General features: G+C 68.0%; 15 protein-coding genes. 7 read left to right on the top strand and 8 right to left on the bottom strand.

Annotated features, from left to right (window positions below; all coding sequences use genetic code 11):
* Nucleotides 1-77 precede the first annotated feature (77 nt).
* The 6 genes from ACIPXZ_RS14105 to argC are packed head-to-tail and all read right to left on the bottom strand — an operon-like array spanning nucleotide 78 to nucleotide 6,038.
* On the bottom strand, nucleotides 78-605 hold the full coding sequence (locus ACIPXZ_RS14105; RefSeq protein WP_400595359.1) for an arginine repressor: 528 nt from the start codon (nucleotides 603-605) through the stop codon (nucleotides 78-80).
* Nucleotides 606-618: 13 nt separating this feature from the next.
* Nucleotides 619-1,590, bottom strand: coding sequence for an ornithine carbamoyltransferase (argF, locus tag ACIPXZ_RS14100; RefSeq protein ID WP_400595357.1), 972 nt, complete (start codon nucleotides 1,588-1,590; stop codon nucleotides 619-621).
* A gap of 6 nt (nucleotides 1,591-1,596) precedes the next feature.
* Nucleotides 1,597-2,880 (bottom strand): acetylornithine transaminase, encoded by a 1,284-nt coding sequence (locus tag ACIPXZ_RS14095; protein ID WP_400595355.1) that lies wholly within the window; start codon nucleotides 2,878-2,880, stop codon nucleotides 1,597-1,599.
* Nucleotides 2,877-3,806: an acetylglutamate kinase gene (gene argB, locus ACIPXZ_RS14090; protein ID WP_400595353.1), complete on the bottom strand. Its 930-nt coding sequence runs from the start codon at nucleotides 3,804-3,806 to the stop codon at nucleotides 2,877-2,879. The genes ACIPXZ_RS14095 and argB overlap by 4 nt, the downstream gene beginning before the upstream one ends.
* A 37-nt stretch (nucleotides 3,807-3,843) precedes the next feature.
* Nucleotides 3,844-5,010 (bottom strand): bifunctional glutamate N-acetyltransferase/amino-acid acetyltransferase ArgJ, encoded by a 1,167-nt coding sequence (argJ, locus tag ACIPXZ_RS14085; RefSeq protein ID WP_400595351.1) that lies wholly within the window; start codon nucleotides 5,008-5,010, stop codon nucleotides 3,844-3,846.
* The gene (gene argC / locus ACIPXZ_RS14080) at nucleotides 5,007-6,038 is read right to left on the bottom strand and encodes an N-acetyl-gamma-glutamyl-phosphate reductase (protein WP_400595349.1); all 1,032 of its coding nucleotides are present in this window, start codon (nucleotides 6,036-6,038) and stop codon (nucleotides 5,007-5,009) included. Before argC ends, argJ begins: the two co-directional genes overlap by 4 nt.
* 136 nt (nucleotides 6,039-6,174) lie before the next feature.
* Between argC and ACIPXZ_RS14075 the strand changes: the two genes are divergently transcribed.
* From ACIPXZ_RS14075 to ACIPXZ_RS14065, 3 genes are all read left to right on the top strand, one after another.
* Nucleotides 6,175-7,146 carry a quinone oxidoreductase family protein gene (locus tag ACIPXZ_RS14075; protein ID WP_400595347.1) on the top strand — a complete coding sequence of 324 codons (972 nt, stop codon included), beginning with the start codon at nucleotides 6,175-6,177 and terminating at the stop codon, nucleotides 7,144-7,146.
* A gap of 210 nt (nucleotides 7,147-7,356) precedes the next feature.
* A complete protein-coding gene (locus tag ACIPXZ_RS14070) occupies nucleotides 7,357-11,226 on the top strand; it encodes a Pls/PosA family non-ribosomal peptide synthetase (RefSeq protein WP_400595391.1) in 3,870 nt (1,289 codons plus the stop codon).
* A gap of 52 nt (nucleotides 11,227-11,278) precedes the next feature.
* Entirely contained in the window at nucleotides 11,279-12,631 is a 1,353-nt protein-coding gene (locus tag ACIPXZ_RS14065) for a M1 family metallopeptidase (RefSeq protein ID WP_400595345.1), read from the top strand.
* Here ACIPXZ_RS14065 and ACIPXZ_RS14060 read toward each other — a convergent pair.
* Nucleotides 12,576-13,280, bottom strand: a complete 705-nt coding sequence (locus ACIPXZ_RS14060; RefSeq protein WP_400595343.1) for a 4'-phosphopantetheinyl transferase family protein — start codon at nucleotides 13,278-13,280, stop codon at nucleotides 12,576-12,578. The genes ACIPXZ_RS14065 and ACIPXZ_RS14060 overlap by 56 nt on opposite strands.
* An 82-nt stretch (nucleotides 13,281-13,362) precedes the next feature.
* Here ACIPXZ_RS14060 and ACIPXZ_RS14055 point away from each other — a divergent pair, with 82 nt between their 5' ends.
* From ACIPXZ_RS14055 to ACIPXZ_RS14040, 4 genes are all read left to right on the top strand, one after another.
* Nucleotides 13,363-13,860 (top strand): GNAT family N-acetyltransferase, encoded by a 498-nt coding sequence (locus tag ACIPXZ_RS14055; RefSeq protein ID WP_400595341.1) that lies wholly within the window; start codon nucleotides 13,363-13,365, stop codon nucleotides 13,858-13,860.
* Nucleotides 13,861-13,941: 81 nt separating this feature from the next.
* Nucleotides 13,942-14,850, top strand: a complete 909-nt coding sequence (ppk2, locus tag ACIPXZ_RS14050; RefSeq protein WP_400595339.1) for a polyphosphate kinase 2 — start codon at nucleotides 13,942-13,944, stop codon at nucleotides 14,848-14,850.
* Between the two features lie 157 nt (nucleotides 14,851-15,007).
* On the top strand, nucleotides 15,008-15,427 hold the full coding sequence (locus ACIPXZ_RS14045) for an ASCH domain-containing protein (RefSeq protein WP_400595337.1): 420 nt from the start codon (nucleotides 15,008-15,010) through the stop codon (nucleotides 15,425-15,427).
* Nucleotides 15,428-15,545: 118 nt separating this feature from the next.
* Nucleotides 15,546-15,842, top strand: a complete 297-nt coding sequence (locus ACIPXZ_RS14040) for a hypothetical protein (protein WP_400595335.1) — start codon at nucleotides 15,546-15,548, stop codon at nucleotides 15,840-15,842.
* Nucleotides 15,843-15,964: 122 nt separating this feature from the next.
* Here the strand turns inward: ACIPXZ_RS14040 and pheT are convergent, their stop codons facing one another.
* Entirely contained in the window at nucleotides 15,965-18,508 is a 2,544-nt protein-coding gene (gene pheT / locus ACIPXZ_RS14035) for a phenylalanine--tRNA ligase subunit beta (RefSeq protein WP_400595333.1), read from the bottom strand.

Raw genomic sequence — 18,508 nt, 5'->3', positions numbered from 1 at the left:
GTCAGTATCTCCTTGATAGTTCGTTGATTCATGAATGACTATACATTGTCATGAGAATCTATGCATAGTCGTGATGGTCAATTGGAATTGCTCTCCGCCATGGCCAGGAACCGGGCCGCGAGAGGCTCGCCACCCTGGGGGTCACGCGCCACCAGGAGCACCGTGTCATCCCCCGCGATGGTGCCCAGAACGGACGGCATCACGGAGTGATCGATGGCCAAGGCCAGGAAGTTCGCGGCGCCAGGTGGAGTCCGCAGCACCACGAGGTTCGCGGACGCCTCGGCAGTCACCAGGAGCTCACCGCAGAGCTTCTCCAGCCGGGCATCCAGGATCTCCTGGGCAACAGCACTGGTCGGCCCCCGGTCACCGCCCTCACCGGGCACGGCGTACACCAGGCCGCCGTCGCTCCCCCGCACCCGGACCGCGCCGATCTCCACGAGGTCGCGCGAGAGGGTCGCCTGGGTGACCTGCACGCCGTCGTCGGCCAGCAGAGCCGCAAGCTCAGCCTGCGAGCGCACGCTCTCACCCCGCAGGATCGCGGTGATCCGGGCCTGACGAGCTGTTTTGGTGGCGGGGCTCGCAGCCCCGGCATTGGCGGCGGTCATCAGTCCAGACCTCTCATTCGGAAAGACCGGGCACCACGGCGAGCCCGGAACGGTGCATGAGCCAGGCCATCAGGGCCTTCTGGGCGTGCAGGCGGTTCTCCGCCTCATCCCACACCACGGACTGCGGCCCGTCGATGACGTCAGCGTCGATCTCGTAGCCTCGGTAAGCCGGCAGACAGTGCAGCACGATGGCGCCCGGAGCGGCCTGTGCCATGGCCCCGGAGGTCACCGAGTAGTCGCGGAAGAGCTGCAGACGCGCTTCCTTCTCCGACTCCTGCCCCATGGAGACCCAGGTATCGGTCGCGACGACGTCCGCACCCGCGAGCGCCTCCGCCGCATCCGTGGTGACCAGGACGCTGCCACCGGTCTGCGCCGCACGTTCCTCACCCGCGGCCACGATCTCCGGCGCGGGCAAGTACCCCTCGGGGCCGGCGATCCGCACGTGCATCCCGGCGTTCACGGCGGCCAGCAGATACGAATTGGCCATGTTGTTGGCGGAGTCACCCAAATACGTCAGGGTGAGACCGGCCAGGGAACCCTTGTGCTCCCGGATGGTGAGCAGATCGGCGAGCAGCTGGCACGGGTGGTAGTCATCGCACAAGGCGTTGATGACCGGCACCTTCGAGTTCGAGGCCATGTCCACCAGACCCTGATGGGCACCGGTCCGCCAGACGATGGTGGAGACCATGCGTTCCAGCACGCGGGCGGTGTCCTCCACGGACTCCTTGTGCCCGATCTGAGCCTCCCCCGGGTTGATGATCAGCGGGTTGCCGCCCAGCGCCGAGACGCCCGCGCTGAAGGAGACCCGGGTCCGGGTGGAGGTCTTGTCGAAGATGACCGCGACGGTCTTGCGGGCCCGGCCCTCGCCCGCATAGACATCCAGGGAGTCCGGCGCGGCCTTGAGACGCACGGCGAGATCGAGCACCTCGTTCAGCTCCGAGGGGCTGAGGTCGGTGTCCTTGAGGAAATGGCGTACGGAAGTCATGGGAACCTACTCTGCCGCGGCGGCGGCCTGGGCTGTCTGGGAAGTCAGCGCGGTGGACAGGATGGCGGGGAAAGCGGCCAGGAAGCGGTCCGCTTGCTCCGCGCTCAGGATGAGCGGCGGGGCCAGGCGCAGCGTGCGCGGCCCGGGTGCGTTGAGAATGAACCCGGCGTCGAGCGCGGCCGTGATGAACGCGGGCGCGACGTCGGAGTCCAGGTCCAGCCCGATCAGCAGTCCGCACTGACGGACCTCCGTGACCCCGTCCAGTGCGGCGAGGCCGTCTCGCAGGCGCTCACCCGTGGCGCGCACCTGCGCCAGCAGGCCTTGCTGCTCGATCACGTGAAGGGTGGCGAGCGCTGCGGCGGTCCCGACCGGGTTGCCGCCGAAAGTGGTGCCGTGCTGGCCCGGGTTCAGAAGGGCCGATGCCCTCTCTCCGAACGTCACGAGGGCTCCGATCGGGAACCCTCCCCCCAGCCCCTTGGCCAGGGTCATGGCGTCTGGGAGCACACCGCTGTCCTGGAAGGCGAACCACTCCCCGGTGCGCCCGACGCCCGTCTGCACCTCGTCGAGGATGAGCAGCGCACCGTGCTCGGTGCACAGCTCCCGCGCCAGGCGCAGGTACTCCGCATCCAGCGGGCGGACGCCCGCCTCACCCTGGATCGGCTCGAGGAAGACGGCGGCGGTCCCGGAATCGACGGCGGCGCGAAGCGCGTCCTGGTCGTTGAACGGAATGTGCACGACGCCGCCCGGCAGCGGCTCGAAGGGCTCCCGGTAGGCCTGCTTGGCGGTCAGGGCGAGGGCGCCCATGGTCCGGCCGTGGAACGCCCCTTCGAGGGCCACGATCTTGCGGCGCGGACCGTCCGGACCGTCGGAGTTCCGGCGGGCGAGCTTGAACGCGGCCTCATTGGATTCGGTGCCGGAGTTGGTGAAGAAGACCTTCGACCCTTCCGGGGCACCCGAGAGCTGGAGCAGCTTCTCCGCGAGGGCGATCTGAGGCGGCGAGGCGAAGAAGTTGGACACATGGCCCAGGGTCGCGAGCTGGCTGGAGATCACCGAGGTCACGAACGGATGGGCGTGCCCCAGGGCGTTGACCGCGATACCGCCGAGGAGGTCCAGGTACTCCGTGCCGTCCGCGTCCCAAACAAGGGCTCCGGCACCACGGACGAGTACCCGCTGTGGCGTTCCGAAGACGTTCAGCATGGACCCCGAGTACCGTGCGAGCCACTCGGCACCGCTCGCGGACTGGGTTTCCAGCAGGCCTTCCTCGCGCGGTTCCAGTGCATGGCGGCTCATGCATTCACCTCCGCGGCATCCTGGACCACCTGCGTGCCGATGCCCGCGGTGGTGAAGACCTCCAGCAGCATCGAGTGCGGCAGACGCCCGTCGACGATGTGCGCCTGCGGCACCCCGCCGTCGACCGCCTTCAGGCAGGCCGCCATCTTGGGAATCATGCCGGACTGCAGGCTCGGCAGAAGGTCCCTCAACTGGGCGGCGCTCATCGAGGAGATGAGCGAATCCTTGTCCGGCCAGTTCGCGTACAGGCCCTCGACGTCGGTCAGGATGACCAGCTTGCTGGCCCCCAGCGCCTCGGCCAGGGCCGCGGCGGCGGTGTCCGCATTCACGTTGAGCACGTCTCCGGTGGGAGAACCGTTCACGTCGATCTCCGGGGCGACCGTGGAGATGACGGGAATTCGCCCGGCTTCGAGGAGGTCATGGATGGCACGGGGGTTCACCCCGACGACTTCACCGACCAGGCCGAGGTCAACAGCCTCTCCGTCGACCTCGGTGCCGGTCCGCACGGCCTGCAGCAGGCCGCCGTCCTCGCCCGAGAGACCCACAGCGTACGGGCCGTGATTGTTGACCAGGCCCACCAGTTCCCGGCCCACCTGGCCGGTGAGGACCATACGGACCACATCCATGGCCTCCGGCGTGGTCACGCGCAGACCACCCTTGAACTCGCTCTCGATCCCGAGGCGCTCCAGCATGGAATTGATCTGGGGGCCTCCCCCGTGCACCACCACCGGACGGACGCCCACATGGTGCAGGAAGACGATGTCCTCCGCGAAGGCGCGGCGCAGTTCGTCATTGATCATGGCGTTGCCGCCGTACTTGATGACCATGGTGTTGCCGGCGAAGCGCTGGATCCACGGCAGAGCCTCGATGAGGGTCTCAGCCTTGGCCTGGGCCTGGCTGAAGTCCCTCGCGCTGATGGAGCTCATCTCTCTCCTTGAACGATGGGTGGTGGAATGGCCCGACTCAGCTGGAGTAGGCGCTGTTCTCGTGGACGTAGTCGTGCGTGAGGTCATTGGTCCAGATCGTCGCCTCTTCCTCACCGGCGTTCAGATCGATCTCAACGAGGACCTCGCGCCCCTCCAGGCTCACGAGCGATCGGTCATCGCCGATCCCCCCGTCACGGCAGATCTGCACGCCGTTGATGGCCACATTGAGCCGGTCCGCTTCGAAGGCGGCATCAGTGGTTCCGACCGCGGAGAGCACGCGCCCCCAATTGGGGTCCTTGCCGAAGATGGCTGTCTTGAAGAGGTTGGAGCGCGCCACCGCCCGGCCCACCGTCTCAGCATCGAATTCGCTGGCGGCGTTGAACGTCCGGATCGAGATGTCGTGGGCCGCACCCTCGGCGTCGCCGATCAGCTTGCGCGCCAGTTCTCCGCAGACCTGCTGCAGCCCCTTGGCGAACTCCTCGCCGTTCGGGTAAGAACCCGAAGCGCCGGAGGCCAGCAGGAGCACGGTGTCGTTGGTGGACATGCAGCCGTCCGAATCCGCCCGGTTGAACGTCAGACGCACGGCTTCGCGGAGCTCGGCATCCAGGAGTTCCGGATCGATGACGGCGTCCGTCGTGATGACCACGAGCATGGTGGCCAGGCCCGGGGCGAGCATCCCCGCCCCCTTGGCCATGCCGCCGATGGTGTAGCCCGTCCCGAGGTAGTCGACGCCGATGTAACTGGATTCCTTGCTCACGGTGTCGGTGGTCATGATGGCCTCGGCCGCGGCGGATCCCGCGTCCGGGCCGGCGTTGTCCACCAGCAGTTCGAGGCCGGGCAGGATCTTGTCCATCGGCAATTGCTCACCGATCAAGCCGGTGGAGCAGATCGCCACATCCCCTGCGGAAAGATTGAGCAGGGCGGCCATCCGCTCCGCGGTGGCGTGAGTGTTCTGGAAGCCTTCGGGTCCGGTGCAGGCGTTCGCCCCTCCGGAATTGAGGACGACGGCGTCCACCCGGCCATCCGCCAGGACCTGACGCGACCAGTGGACCGGGGCCGCCGCCACACGGTTGGACGTGAAGACTCCCGCCGCATGCTTGATCGGGCCGTCGTTGATGATCAGGGCCATGTCCGGCTTGCCGCTGGCCTTCAGACCCGCCGTCACGCCGGCGGCACGGAATCCAAGGGGAAGGGTGACACTCACGGGGCAACTCCCAGTTGCTTCAGGCCCAGGCTCTCCTCGAGCCCCAGGGCGATGTTCATGGACTGCACGGCTCCACCGGCCGTGCCCTTGGTCAGATTATCGATCGCCGCGCTGACGATCACGCGCCCCGTGTGTTCGTCGTGGGCCAGCTGGACGACCGCGTGGTTGGATCCCTGCACCGACTTGGTCGTGGGCCATTGCCCCTCGGGGAGCAGGTGCACGAAGGTCTCGTTCTCGTAGGCGTCCTGCCAGGCCGCCCGCAGTTCCTCGATGCCGACACCCTCCTTGACCCGCGCCGTCGCCGTCGTGAGGATGCCGCGGCTCATCGGGGCGAGCGTCGGGGTGAAGGAGACCGTGACGCCAACACCGGCGGCGTTACTGAGCCCCTGCTCGATCTCCGGGGTGTGCCGGTGTCCGCCGCCGACGCCGTACGGGGACATCGACCCCATGACCTCCGAGCCGATCAGATTGACTTTGGCTGCCTTGCCCGCCCCGGAGGTGCCCGAGGCGGAGACGATGACGACGTCCTGAGGCTCCAGCAGGCCGGCCGCGAAGCCGGGGGCCAGGGCCAGCAAGGATGACGTGGGGTAGCAGCCGGGCACCGCAATGCGCTTGGAGCCCTTCAGTTTCTCCCGCTGTCCGGGCAGTTCCGGCAGACCGTAGGGCCAGGTGCCGGCGTGGGCCGAACCGTAGAACTTCTCCCACGCCGCGGCATCTTCAAGCCGGTGGTCCGCACCGGCGTCGATCACCAGGGTGCCGTCCGGCAGCTGCGCGGCGATGGCTGCGGAGGCCCCATGCGGCAGGGCGAGGAAGACGACGTCGTGCCCGGCGAGATTCTCCACGCTGGTCTCTTCCAGGATGCGGTCACCCAGGGTGTGGAGCTGAGGCTGGACGCTGCCCAGCCGGGCCCCCGCGTTGCTGTGGGCGGTGATGGCACCGATGGTCACTTCGGGGTGGGTGGCCAGCAGGCGCAGCACCTCACCCCCGGCGTAGCCACTGGCCCCGGAAACGGCGACGGATATGCTCATGGGCACACTCTACACCTCGAAGCAAAAATATTCACCGTTGCAAATATTTATGCACCGGCATGGCGCGGAACTGCCGTCACCGGGGTTGCATAAGATGGGCTGGAACGCGCGAAACACGGAACAGGAAGGCATATCGATGCACGCCATCATCGCCCCTCATACGGGTGGCCCCGAAGTCCTGGAATACGCCGAGACCGCCGTCCCGCAGCCCGGACCCGGCCAGCTCCGCTTCCGGGTGGCCGCCACCGGCGTCAATTTCATCGAGACCTATCAACGGCAGGGCATCTACCCCATGCCGTTCCCCTGGACCCCTGGCGCCGAAGCCTCCGGCGTGGTCGACGCGGTCGGGCCGGAGGTCACCGGATTCGCCGTCGGCGACAGGGTCGCCACCGCGGAAGGTTCCGCCTGCTACGCCGAGTACGCCGTGGTGGACGCCGACAAGGCCCTGCCCGTGCCGAAGGAACTCGATCTGGAGACCGCGGCGGCCCTTCCCCTTCAAGGCATGACAGCCCACTATCTGGCCACCTCCAGCTTCCCCGCCGGCGCAGGCAGCACCGCACTCGTCCATGCCGGAGCCGGTGGGGTCGGCCTGCTGCTGACCCAGCTTCTCAAGGCCCGGGGCGCGCGCGTGATCACCACTGTTTCAACCACCGGAAAGGCCGAGCTGGCCCGCGGCGCGGGCGCCGACCTCGTGATCGACTACTCGGACTTCGCCACTCAAGCGCGCCAGTTCACCGACGGCCGCGGCGTGGACGTCGTGTACGACGGCGTCGGCAAGGACACCTTCGACCGTTCCCTGGAGAGCCTGCGGATCCGCGGTTCGCTCGTGCTCTTCGGCGCCGCCTCGGGCCCGGTTCCCCCAGTGGATCCCCAGCGCCTGAACTCCGCCGGTTCGCTGTTCCTCACCCGTCCGACGCTCGGACATCACCTGCTCGACGCCGAGGAGCGCCGCTGGCGCTCCTCGGAAGTGTTCGGGGCGGCGTCCGAAGGACGGCTGTCCGTCCGCATCGGCGCCCGGTATCCGCTTTCCGAGGCCGCCGAGGCGCACCGCGACCTCGCCGGTCGCCGGACCACAGGCAAGGTCCTCCTGGTGCCGGACCGTTCCTGAGCCGTCATCCGCGCGCCGGGCACCGTCCCGTCGGCAAAACGTCACCACAGGTTCACCCGCGACAGAAAGGATGCTGGCGTGATCGAGCATCCCTCTTCCCCTTCCGGACAACAGCCGGACCCCACCCCGGGCACGGCCGGCCCGCCCGCCGTGAATTCCGCCCAGGACGAGGCCGCCCAAGCGCCGTCGTCGCTCGTGCATGCACCCCAGATGCCCGGAAGCACGCTGACTCCCCCGGAGCGCACCCTCGTGGACATCTTCCTGGGCACCGTGGATGCGTTCCCCGAGGCTTCCGCCCTCGATGACGGGAAGAAGTCGCTCAGTTACGCCGAACTCGCCGATGAGGTGCGCTCCTACGCCCGGAAGCTGCATCGCCACGGCCTGGGGGCCGGGGACAAGATCGGCATCCGGATCCCCTCCGGCACCAATGAGCTCTACATCGCCATCCTCGCGACGCTGCTGGTGGGAGCCGCCTACGTCCCCGTGGATGCAGACGACCCGGACGAGCGGGCCAAGCTGGTGTTCAGTGAGGCCAAGGTGGCCGGCATCCTCAAAGCCAAGGGCGAGATCGTGGTGGACAAGAGCCGCCCCAAACCGTTCCCGGCCCCTCGCCTCCCGGGCCCGGACGATGACTCCTGGGTCATCTTCACCTCGGGTTCAACGGGAACCCCCAAAGGCGTCGCGGTGCGCCACCGCAACTCCGCAGCCTTCGTCGATGCCGAGGCCCGGCTCTTCCTGCAGGAGGAACCGATCGGACCGGACGACCGTGTGCTGGCCGGCCTCTCAGTCGCTTTCGACGCGTCATGCGAAGAGATGTGGCTCGCGTGGCGCTACGGCGCCTGCCTCGTCCCGGCACCCCGCGCCCTCGTCCGCACCGGCATGGACCTCGGACCGTGGCTCATCAACCACGGCATCACCGTGGTCTCCACCGTGCCGACGCTGGCCGCTCTCTGGCCGTCCGAGGCCCTGGAGAACGTCAGACTGCTGATCTTCGGCGGCGAGGCATGCCCTCCGGAACTGGCCGAACGACTCGCCGTGGACGGCCGCGAAGTGTGGAACACCTATGGGCCCACCGAAGCCACCGTGGTCGCCTGCGGCGCACCGCTGGGAGGTCCCGGACCCGTCCGGATCGGCCTGCCCCTGGACGGCTGGGACCTGGCCGTGGTGGACGGGCAGGGTGTTCCCGTGGCCGAGGGTGAAGTGGGCGAGCTGATCATCGGCGGGGTCGGCCTGGCCCGCTACCTGGATCCGGAGAAGGACGGCGAGAAGTACGCACCCATGCCGAGTCTCGGCTGGGACCGCGCCTATCGTTCCGGTGACCTGGTGCGCTACGAGGCGGCCGGCCTGGTCTTCCAGGGCCGGGCGGACGAACAGGTCAAACTCGGCGGCCGCCGGATCGAGCTCGGCGAAGTCGACGCTGCTCTCCAGGCGCTGCCCGGGGTGGCGGGGGCCGCAGCCGCGGTGCAGACCACCGCGGCCGGGAACCAGGTGCTGGTCGGTTATCTCGTGCCCGGCGGTGAGGCTGAGCCGGACCTGACGGCGCTGCGTGAGCTGCTCACCGCCACCTTGCCTGCCCCTCTCATCCCCCTGCTCACCGTCACGGACACCCTGCCCACCAAGACCAGTGGCAAGGTGGACCGCAAGGCGCTCCCCTGGCCTCTGGCCGGTGGTTCAGCGGACGCAGCCGACGCCGCACCCCTCAACCTGCCGGATGACGCCCAATGGATCGTGGACTCCTGGGGCTCGGTGCTCGGAACGCCCGCGGCGGGCCTGGATGCCGACTTCTTCGCTCACGGCGGCGGATCGCTGGCGGCGGCCCAATTGGTCTCAGCGCTCCGCCGTCGTTACCCGACCGTCACGGTGGCTGACATCTACGCGAACCCGCGCGTGGGCGCCCTGGTGGAGGCGTGCCGCGCGTCCGTCCCGGACGGCGAAGCCGTAGTCCCGAAGGAACGGCTCGTGCGCCGGACGTCGCGCAAGACCCAGACCTTCCAGACGCTCATGGGCGTCCCCTTGTTCATCCTGGTGGGCATGCGCTGGCTGACCTACCTCATGGCCGCCAACAACATCCTCTCCTCCTGGGACATCCTGCGCGCCGCACCCACCGTCTCGTGGTGGTGGGTGCTGCTCTCCTGGGCCGTGTTCGTCAGCCCCCTCGGCCGCATGGGCCTCGCGGTCCTCGCCTCCAGGACCTTGCTGCGCGGAGTCCGTCCCGGCGTCTACCCGAGGGCCGGACGCGTTCACCTGCGGCTCTGGCTCGCGGAGCAGATTCAGGATGCGGCCAACGCGGTCAGTCTCGCCAGTGCCCCCTGGGTCCCGTACTACGCCCGCGCCCTGGGTGCGAAGGTGGGTCCGGACGTGAACCTCCACTCCGTCCCCCCGGTGACGGGCCTGCTCTCCATCGGCCGCGGGGCCAGCGTGGAGCCGGAAGTCGATCTCTCCGGCTGGTGGGTCGACGGCGACAAGGTTCACATCGGCGCGATCACGATCGGTCCCGGTGCCACCATCGGGGCACGCAGCACCCTGATGCCCGGCACCCGGATCGGGGCCGACGCCATCGTCGAGCCCGGCTCCGCGGTCACCGGCAAGGTCAAGACCGGCGTGACTGTCGCGGGTTCGCCGGCGGAACGCATCGGCAAGGCCAAACCGGACTGGCCGGAACGTGGCACGCTCCGTCACGGCGTGCTGGAGATCGGCTGGCTCAGCGCCTTTGCCGCCGCCTCCGGGCTCCTCGCCTGCATCCCCTTCATCACGGCGGCCGGTGCCGGACTTCTGGTGGCCGTCTCATTGCGTGGCGCGGACAGCCTCAGCACGGCGCTCGGCTCGCTGGCCTGGTCCGTACCACTCGGCACACTGGTCTGGTTCCTCGGCAACGCCGTGCTCATCCTGCTCACCACGCGGGCTCTCGGCGCAGGGCTGACGGAGGGCCACTACCCGGTCCGCAGCCGGATCGGCTGGCAGGTGTGGGCGACCGAACGCGTTCTGGACATGGCCCGGGACCTCCTGTTCCCCCTGTACGCCAGCCTTTTCACGCCGGTGTGGCTCAGACTGCTCGGGGCCAACATCGGAAAGAACGTCGAGGCCTCCACAGTGCTCCTGGTTCCCAAGATGACCACCGTGGGTGATGGCGCCTTCCTGGCCGACGACACCATGGTGGCCTCCTACGAACTCGGTGGCGGCTGGCTCCGGATCGCCCCGGCGAAGGTGGGCAAACGTGCCTTCCTCGGGAACTCCGGAATGACCGCGGCGGGCCGCAGCGTGCCGAAGAACTCACTCGTCGCGGTCCTCTCCGCCACGCCTCGCAAGGCGAAGTCCGGAACCTCATGGCTCGGCAGTCCCCCGGTCCGTCTGCGCCGGGTGGCCCAGAGCAGCGATTCCAGCCGCACGTTCGACCCGCCCACCCGGCTCAAGGTCGCGCGCACCCTCTGGGAACTCTGCCGGGTCCTGCCGGTGCTGCTGACGGGCTATCTCGCCGTCGGCGTCATGGTGGCGCTCGACGCCGTCAGCCACTGGGCGGGATACTGGCTCGCCGCGCTCCTGGGCGGCGTGGTGGTGCTCATCGCAGGCGCCGTGGCCGCCGGCAGTGCGGTCCTGGCCAAGTGGGTGCTCGTGGGCCGTATCAAGGAAGGCGAACACCCCCTGTGGAGTTCGTTCATCTGGCGCAATGAGGTGGTGGACACCTTCATCGAAATGGTGTCCGCCCCCTGGTTCGCCCGGGCCGCGGCCGGTACTCCGGCACTCGTCTGGTGGCTTCGTGCCCTCGGTGCGAAGATCGGCCACGGCGTCTGGTGTGAGAGCTACTGGCTGCCGGAGGCGGACCTCGTCACCCTGGGAGACGGCTCCACGGTCAACCGCGGCTGCGTCGTCCAGACCCACTTGTTCCACGACCGGATCATGGCGATTGATACGGTGACTCTGGAGGACGGATCGACCATGGGCCCCCACGGTGTGATCCTGCCCCAGGCTTCACTGGGTGCGGGAGCCACGGTCGGCCCCGCTTCGCTCGTGATGCGCGGCGAGGCCGTCCCCGCCGGAAGTTACTGGATGGGCAATCCCGTCAGCCCCTGGCGCGGCCCCTGATCCGCCTCCTCCTGTCCCCCGTCCCCGAACCCCAGGTAACCCGAACCCCACCATGTCTGAGCACCAGCACGGCAAGAAGTCCTCGACGGCCCGCATCCCGGACCCGTACACCCCTGGCCACGGAAGTCCGGACTACAACGTCCGGCACTACGATCTGGAGCTCGACATCCGTTTGGCGAGCAACCGGCTCCAGGGCGTCGCCGTCATCCGCGGACGGGCCACCACCCGCCTGCACCAGATCGCCCTGGATCTGGCCGGTCTCAAGGTGGGCAAGGTCCAGCTGAACGGCTCACGCGTGGCCAAGTTCACCCAGCGCGGTGAGAAGCTCGTGGTGAACGTCCCTCATGCGATCGCCAAGGGCGAGGACTTCCTTCTCGAGGTGCGTTATGACGGCAATCCCCGGCCGCGCCGGGGAACCTGGGGTGAAGTGGGCTGGGAGGAGCTGGACGACGGCGTCCTGGTGGCAGGCCAGCCCGACGGCGCGCCGTCGTGGTTCCCCTGCAACGACCACCCCAGCCAGAAGGCGTCCTATCGCTTCACCGTGACCACCGACGCCGACTACCGGGTGGTCTGCAATGGCCGCCTCGTGGAGCACCGCCGCAAGTCGAGCCGGGAGACGTGGATCTTCGAGCAGAAAGAGCCGATGGCGAGCTACCTCGCCACGCTCCAGATCGGCCGCTACCACCGCTTCGACATCGCGGGCCCTGTGGCCTCCGTGCCGATCCATGTCGCCGTCCCGCCGCAGCTGAAGGCCCAGGCCACGGACGGGCTGGAACAGCAGCGGCGCATGATGGAGGTCTTCCAGGACCTCTTCGGGCCGTACCCGTTCGGGGAGTACAGCGTCGTGGTCACCGAGGACGAACTCGAGATCCCTCTGGAGGCTCAGGGCCTCTCCATCATCGGCAGGAACCATCTGGCCAAGGACTGGGAAGCCCAGCGGCTCGTGGCACACGAGCTGAGTCACCAGTGGTTCGGCAATTCACTCACTGTGGCCTCCTGGAACGACATCTGGCTCCACGAAGGCTTCGCCTGCTACGCCGAATGGCTCTGGAGTGAGGCGAGCGCAACCATGAACGCACAGCTCCGCGCGCTGGCCGCGTGGCGCAAGCTGGCCGATTCACCGCAGGATCTGCTGGTGGGTGAGCCCGGCCCGAAGGACATGTTCGACGACCGTGTCTACAAGCGCGGCGCTCTGGCCCTTCACGCCCTGCGCACCACCATGGGCTCGGAGGCGTTCTTCGCCCTGCTTCACGAATGGACGAGGAAGCATCGGCACTCCTCGGTGACCTCCCAGGAATTCTTCGCCCTGGCCGACTCACTGGTTCCGGGTCTCGATGCCGCAGGACTGCTCAGGCCGTGGCTCTACGAAAAGCGGCTTCCGCCTCTTCCGGCACCGCAGCGATGAGCCGGTGCCGTGGGATCGGGACGTCCGTCGCGAGGCTGAGATCCACAAGCCCGGCCCGGCCCAGGACGGAGATCTGCGAGGGTTCGCGCCGGAGACCGTGACCATCGCGTTTGGACAGGGCCTCTTTGGCCGCCCACAGCCCGGCGCGGGCACCCAGGCGCTCCGGCCCCGGCTGGGAACGGATCCAGTCCCGTTCCGCAGTACTGAGCGCCACCTCGTCGAAGCCATCGAACAGCTCCCGTTCGAGGGTCAGATCGATCCCCAGACGGAAACGCGGCGGCGCATCGGTGACCACGACGACGGCGCCCCACTCCCCTGCCCGGCTTGCGGACAGTGTGCAGGAGGCCGCCGTCGTCGTCGAATGTGCTGTGTTCTGCTTCGCCCCGAGGAGCCGGTACCCCGGCCTGCCATGGCCGGCGTCCGGGCCGCACTCCGGGCATTCGTAGGAGCTGAGCAGGCGGTCCGGAGTCTCGCCCAGGGCCTCGGCCACCAGGACCCGCTGGACGCGGCGCAAGGCTGCGAAGCGCGTCGCCGCAGCGTGGTCGGTGAAGGCCCGCATCCGCTCCCGCTCCTGCCGGTCCAGGGCCGGGAGGTCCGCTCGGCCGTGCGCCATCGCGTCGAGGGAACCGAGCCAGGGGATCACGCGCATGTCCCCATTCTTCCCGCTGTAGGGTTTCGATGTGCCATCCGCCGCCACGGAACGCCCGCCAGGGCTGGAAGGAGACCCGCCTTTGTCCGCTCAGCAAGCCGGTGAACAGCCGCGGATCCGGCCGTACCGGGAGACCGACGCCGCGACGACCCTGGAGATCTTCCTCCAGGCTGTGACCGTCACGGCCGCTCAGCACTACTCCGCCGCGCAGATCGCGGCCTGGGCCCGGCCAGAGGAACGATCGCTCGACGAATGGGACCAGGCCATGCAGCGTCGGAACAGCTTCGTGGCCGTTCTCGGAAGCCGCGTCGCCGGGTTCTCGGACCTCGCCGACGACGGATACATCGACATGTTGTTCGTCTCGCCGGAGCAGGGAGGCCGAGGGGTGGCGACGCACCTCTTGTGTTTCGTGGAGTCCCAGGCCCGGGCGGCAGGCATGCCCGAGCTCAGCGCTTCGGTGAGTCTCACGGCGCAACCGGTGTTCGAACGGCAGGGCTTCTCCGTCGTCGGCGTGCAGAGGCCCGTGATCGCGGGCGTCGAGCTGAGCAACGCCCGGATGGTGAAGGCGCTCCTGCCCTGATGACCGGACGCCCCGGTCACCGGTCTGTTCACATGGCCCGGTGTTCAATCCCTGTTCACCAGCCTCTTCTAGCCTGTCCGCATGAGCTTTCTGAACCACTCGCTCCCGGACATCCAGCCGCCGGACGGCTTCACCGTCCTGGACAACGACGACGATGATCCTGTCCTGCTGGACGCGCTCGGCACGCCCGTCGACACCTGGCGGGAAGGCTACCCGTATGAGGAACGCCTGTCCCGTCCGCAGTACGAGCTGGAGAAGCGCCTGCTGCAGATCGAGCTTCTGAAGCTCCAGAAGTGGGTCAAAAGCAATGGGCGGCGCCTGGTGGTGGTCTTCGAGGGTCGCGACGCGGCCGGCAAGGGCGGCACGATCAAGCGGTTCACCGAGCATCTGAATCCGCGCGGTGCCCGGGTGGTCGCCCTGGAGAAACCCAGCAGCACTGAACAGAGCCAGTGGTACTTCCAGCGCTATGTGAAACACCTGCCGGCCGCTGGGGAGATGGTCCTGTTCGATCGCTCCTGGTACAACCGGGCCGGGGTGGAGAGGGTCATGGGTTTTTGCAGCGATGAGCAGTACAGCCGCTTCCTGCGGCAGGTCCCGCTGTTCGAGGAGCTGCTGGTCCAGGACGGGATCGATGTGGTCAAGTTCTGGTTCTCGGTGTCCCGGAGCGAGCAGCTGACCCGCTTCACGATCCGCCAGGTGGATCCGGTCCGGCAGTGGAAGCTCTCCCCCATGGATCTGGCGTCCCTGGACAAGTGGGACTCCTACACCCGGGCCAAGGAGGCCATGTTCCTGGCCACAGACCGAGTTCATGCCCCATGGACTGTCGTGAAGAGCAACGACAAGAAGCGGGCCCGGCTGGCGGCCATGCGCCATGTGCTGAACCTCTTCGACTACGACGGCAAGGATCCCGAGCTGGCCACCGCCCCGGATCCGCTCATCGTGGGCCCGGCCTCGCGCATTTTCGAGGACGGGGAACATCCGGGACGCTGAACCAGCACCGCCTCCCGGAGCGCGTGAAGCCTCCGGGTCCGGTTTTCCTCCATCGACTGCTCCGTAAGTGTCGTTCTGAACGGTCAAAACGACACTTACGGAGCAGTCGATGGAGGGAAGCCCCGGCCGAGGAACGCCCGCCTTCTAGACTGGTCGGATGAACTCGGCCGACCCCGCTTTGCCCCTCTCGGAGTACGCCTTCCCCGGCCCTCTGCGGGACCGCCTGGTGGCCGCGCTGCTCGACGGGAGCAAGACTTCCACCTCTTCCCTCCTCAGTGAGTACAGGGAGAATGAACCTCTTCCGAAAGTGGGCGAGCGCGCCGTCGTCGTCGATTCCGCTGGACAGCCGGTGGCCGTGGAGACCGTGACACGGGTGGAGATCCACGCCCTGTCTGACGTCCCGCTCGATCATGCTCTGGCCGAGGGAGAAGGATTCGGCACCGTCCGCGAGTGGCGTCACGCCCACGAGGGATTCTGGCACTCGCAGGAGTTCCGGGAGGCCCTCGGAGACCCCGGATTCCACGTGACCGACGAAACCGAGATCGTCTGCGTACGGATGAGCATCCAAGCGCTTTAAACGCATCGACTGCTCCGTAGGTGTCGTTCTGAACGGTCAAAACGACACCTACGGAGCAGCGGATGGGTGGAGCCCGGCCGATAATCGAGTGACTAGACGAGCGAGGCGTGTTCAAGAGATGCAGACTTCGAGACAAACTGACGTTGAACTAGGCGTCCCGTACCTGGCGTGGCCGGTACGCGAGGACCTCAACTATGAATTCGGCCTTGACGATGGCCGGCTCAGCCGCGAACTGCGCTCCGATCTCCTGGCCTGGGCAAAGCTGCTCTCCGAACACTTCGACGGGGAACGAGGATGGAGTTCAGACGAGGCGCACGCACGGTTCCGGACTGAAGGGCTGAGATTGCTTCGTTCCGTTCAGCAAGAGCTGGGCCCGGAATACCGTGTCACCTTGAACACGTTCGCCATGTCCTGACAGTTTGGGAGCATCGTCGTCCGATTGAGGTGTTCGGTTCTTAAACGCATCGACTGCTCCGTAGGTGTCGTTCTGAACGGTCAAAACGACACCTACGGAGCAGTCGATGGGGGTGGAGCGGGTCAGCGCTGGACGGCTCCGAAACGCTCGGCAGCAACGGCCACCGCTGCTGCGCGGGCCTCAGAGGCTTCGTCCGCGGTCAGCGTCCGGTCCTCGGCACGGAAGCGCAGGCCGAAGGCCAGGGACTTCTTACCCTCCGGAATGCCCGTGCCCTCGTACACATCGAACAGGGCGACGTCCTCCAGCAGCTCACCCGCACCTTCGCGCAGGGCGTCCTGCACCTGGGCTGCAGGCAGGCCACCGTCGACGATGAGCGCCACGTCCTGCGTCGCCACCGGGTAGGTGGACATGTCCTTGGCCACGACGACGTCGGCCGCCGCCTGGAAAAGGATGTCGCCGTCCACTTCGAAGGCCACCGTCCGGGCCGGCAGATCCAGCGAGGCCAGCAGCTTCGGGTGAAGCTCACCCGCGTAGCCGACCAGTTCGCCACCGCGCAAGCGCAGCACCGCGGCACGGCCCGGGTGGAACGCCTGATGGGCTCCCTGCTCGACCGTCACCTCGACCCCGAGGACGTCCGCGACCAGACGGGCCGCGTCGAGCGCGTCCGCCCAGTCCCAGGCACGCGGGCTGTTGCCCGGGGCCGCAGGGCTGTCCTTGCCCACCAGCAGACCGCCGATGTGCAGCGGCTGGGCCGGGATTCCGTTGTAGAGGGAATCCAGCACGTCCTCGGACGGCTTGGCTCCCAACGGAGGAATGGATGCGGTGCCCAGTTCGCCCGACGGCAGGAACACCAGGCCGGCCTCATACAGGGCAAGATCACGGAAGCCACGCGAGATGTTGCGCTTGGCCACCTCGACCAGGCCCGGCAGCAGGGAGGTGCGCAGCCAGCCGAACTCCTCGCTCAGCGGGTTGGCCAGCTTGACCGCCTGCACGGCGGCACCGGGCTCGGGGGTGCCGAACACATCGTTGGAGGTCTTCGTGACGAAGGGGTACGCCAGAACCTCCACCAGGCCGGCATCGGCGAGCGCCTGCAGCACGCGACGGCGCTGCTGCTGGACCCGGCTGAGGCCGCGTCCCGGAGGGGCCACCGGCAGGGTCGCCGGAATGGTGTCGTAACCGACCAGGCGGGCGATCTCCTCGGAGAGGTCCTCCTTGGTCTCCAGATCGTTGCGCCAGGACGGCACCGTGACGTTCCAGCCTCCCTCGGCGTCCTCCACGGCAGCACCCAGGTCGCCGAGGCTGCCGACGATCTGCTCGGTGCTGTAGTCCACGCCGATGCGCGCGGCGGCGAATCCGGCCGGAAGGAAGATGCGCACGATCTCGGGGGCCGTGCCCACGTCCGTGCCGGCGTCGTCCACGGTGCCACCGGCGAGTTCGACCAGCAGGTCCACGACGCGCTGCGCCGCGATGGGGGCCAACGCCCAGTCGACGCCGCGCTCGAAGCGCTTGGACGCCTCGCTCGGGAGCTTATGACGACGGCGGGACCGCGCCACGGTGATGGTGTCGAAGTGGGCGGCCTCCACCAGGATGTCGGTGGTGGCGTCGGAGACCTCGGTGCGGGCCCCGCCCATGACGCCCGCGATGCCGATGGCTCCGGAGTCGTCAGCGATCACCAGGTCTTCGAGGACCAGTTCCCGGTCCTTGTCGTCCAGCGTCAGGATCCGCTCGCCGGGGAGCGCGCGGCGCACCGTGATGCCGCCGTCGAGGGTCGCGAGGTCGTAGCAGTGGTTCGGCTGACCGAGCTCCAGCATGACGTAGTTGGAGATGTCCACCGGGAGGCTGATCGAGCGGACGCCAGCCAGGCGCAGCCGGGAGACCATCCACTGCGGGGTAGGACGGCTCGCGTCGACGCCCCGGACCACGCGGGCCACGAAGCGATCGCAACCGGGGACACCGTAGATGGGGGCGTCGTCGGACAGGGTGACGGGGAACCCGTCGCCGAGACCGGCGGGCACGACGACCGTGGAGGCCGGATCGGTGAAGGGGGTGCCCGTGGCATGCGCATACTCGCGGGCCACGCCACGGAGGCTGAACGCGTAGCTGCGGTCCGGCGTCACGTTGATCTCCGCGGCCTCGTCGTTCAGACCGAAGAGTTCCAGAGCGTCAGTGCCGAGCTCCGGGTCGAGGCCCAGGGTGGAGAGCACGATGATGCCGTCATGCTCGTCACCCAGCCCCAGTTCGCGGGCCGAAGCGATCATGCCCGCGGAGACGTGACCGTAGGTCTTGCGGGGCGAGATGTGGAAGTCGCCCGGCAGCACGGCACCCGGGAGGGTCACTACGACCTTGTCGCCCTCCACGAAGTTGTGGGCTCCGCAGACGATGCCCTGAATGCCGGAAGGCTCGATGCCCTTGCCCTCCAGGGTCTGCTCCCGGCCTTCCGGGACCACACGGACCTGGCACCAGTTGATGGTCTTGCCGTTGCTCTGGGGTTCCTTGACCAGGGACAGGACCTGGCCCACCACGACCGGGCCGGAGATCGAGTCGGCAGGACGGTGCACGTCCTCCTCTTCGAAGCCGACGCGGACCAGATCCGCCATAAGGTCCTCGGACGACGCGTCTGCAGGAAGCTCCGTGTACTCACGGAGCCAGGAAAGTGGAATGCGCAC

The sequence above is a fragment of the Arthrobacter sp. NPDC090010 genome, from assembly GCF_044748305.1.
Lineage (GTDB): Bacteria > Actinomycetota > Actinomycetes > Actinomycetales > Micrococcaceae > Arthrobacter_E.
This window is presented reverse-complemented; position numbering and strand designations above follow the sequence as displayed.

What these genes read in the sequence shown, in the direction of transcription:
- ACIPXZ_RS14070 (WP_400595391.1), top strand. Translation starts at nt 7,357, where the DNA reads ATGCCCGGAAGCACGCTGACTCCCCCGGAGCGCACCCTCGTGGACATC.
- ACIPXZ_RS14065 (WP_400595345.1), top strand. Translation starts at nt 11,279, where the DNA reads ATGTCTGAGCACCAGCACGGCAAGAAGTCCTCGACGGCCCGCATCCCG.
- ACIPXZ_RS14095 (WP_400595355.1), bottom strand. Translation starts at nt 2,880, where the DNA reads ATGAGCCGCCATGCACTGGAACCGCGCGAGGAAGGCCTGCTGGAAACC.
- ACIPXZ_RS14060 (WP_400595343.1), bottom strand. Translation starts at nt 13,280, where the DNA reads ATGCGCGTGATCCCCTGGCTCGGTTCCCTCGACGCGATGGCGCACGGC.
- ppk2 (WP_400595339.1), top strand. Translation starts at nt 13,942, where the DNA reads ATGAGCTTTCTGAACCACTCGCTCCCGGACATCCAGCCGCCGGACGGC.
- argB (WP_400595353.1), bottom strand. Translation starts at nt 3,806, where the DNA reads ATGAGCTCCATCAGCGCGAGGGACTTCAGCCAGGCCCAGGCCAAGGCT.
- ACIPXZ_RS14045 (WP_400595337.1), top strand. Translation starts at nt 15,008, where the DNA reads ATGAACTCGGCCGACCCCGCTTTGCCCCTCTCGGAGTACGCCTTCCCC.
- argF (WP_400595357.1), bottom strand. Translation starts at nt 1,590, where the DNA reads ATGACTTCCGTACGCCATTTCCTCAAGGACACCGACCTCAGCCCCTCG.
- argC (WP_400595349.1), bottom strand. Translation starts at nt 6,038, where the DNA reads ATGAGCATATCCGTCGCCGTTTCCGGGGCCAGTGGCTACGCCGGGGGT.
- ACIPXZ_RS14075 (WP_400595347.1), top strand. Translation starts at nt 6,175, where the DNA reads ATGCACGCCATCATCGCCCCTCATACGGGTGGCCCCGAAGTCCTGGAA.
- ACIPXZ_RS14040 (WP_400595335.1), top strand. Translation starts at nt 15,546, where the DNA reads ATGCAGACTTCGAGACAAACTGACGTTGAACTAGGCGTCCCGTACCTG.
- ACIPXZ_RS14105 (WP_400595359.1), bottom strand. Translation starts at nt 605, where the DNA reads ATGACCGCCGCCAATGCCGGGGCTGCGAGCCCCGCCACCAAAACAGCT.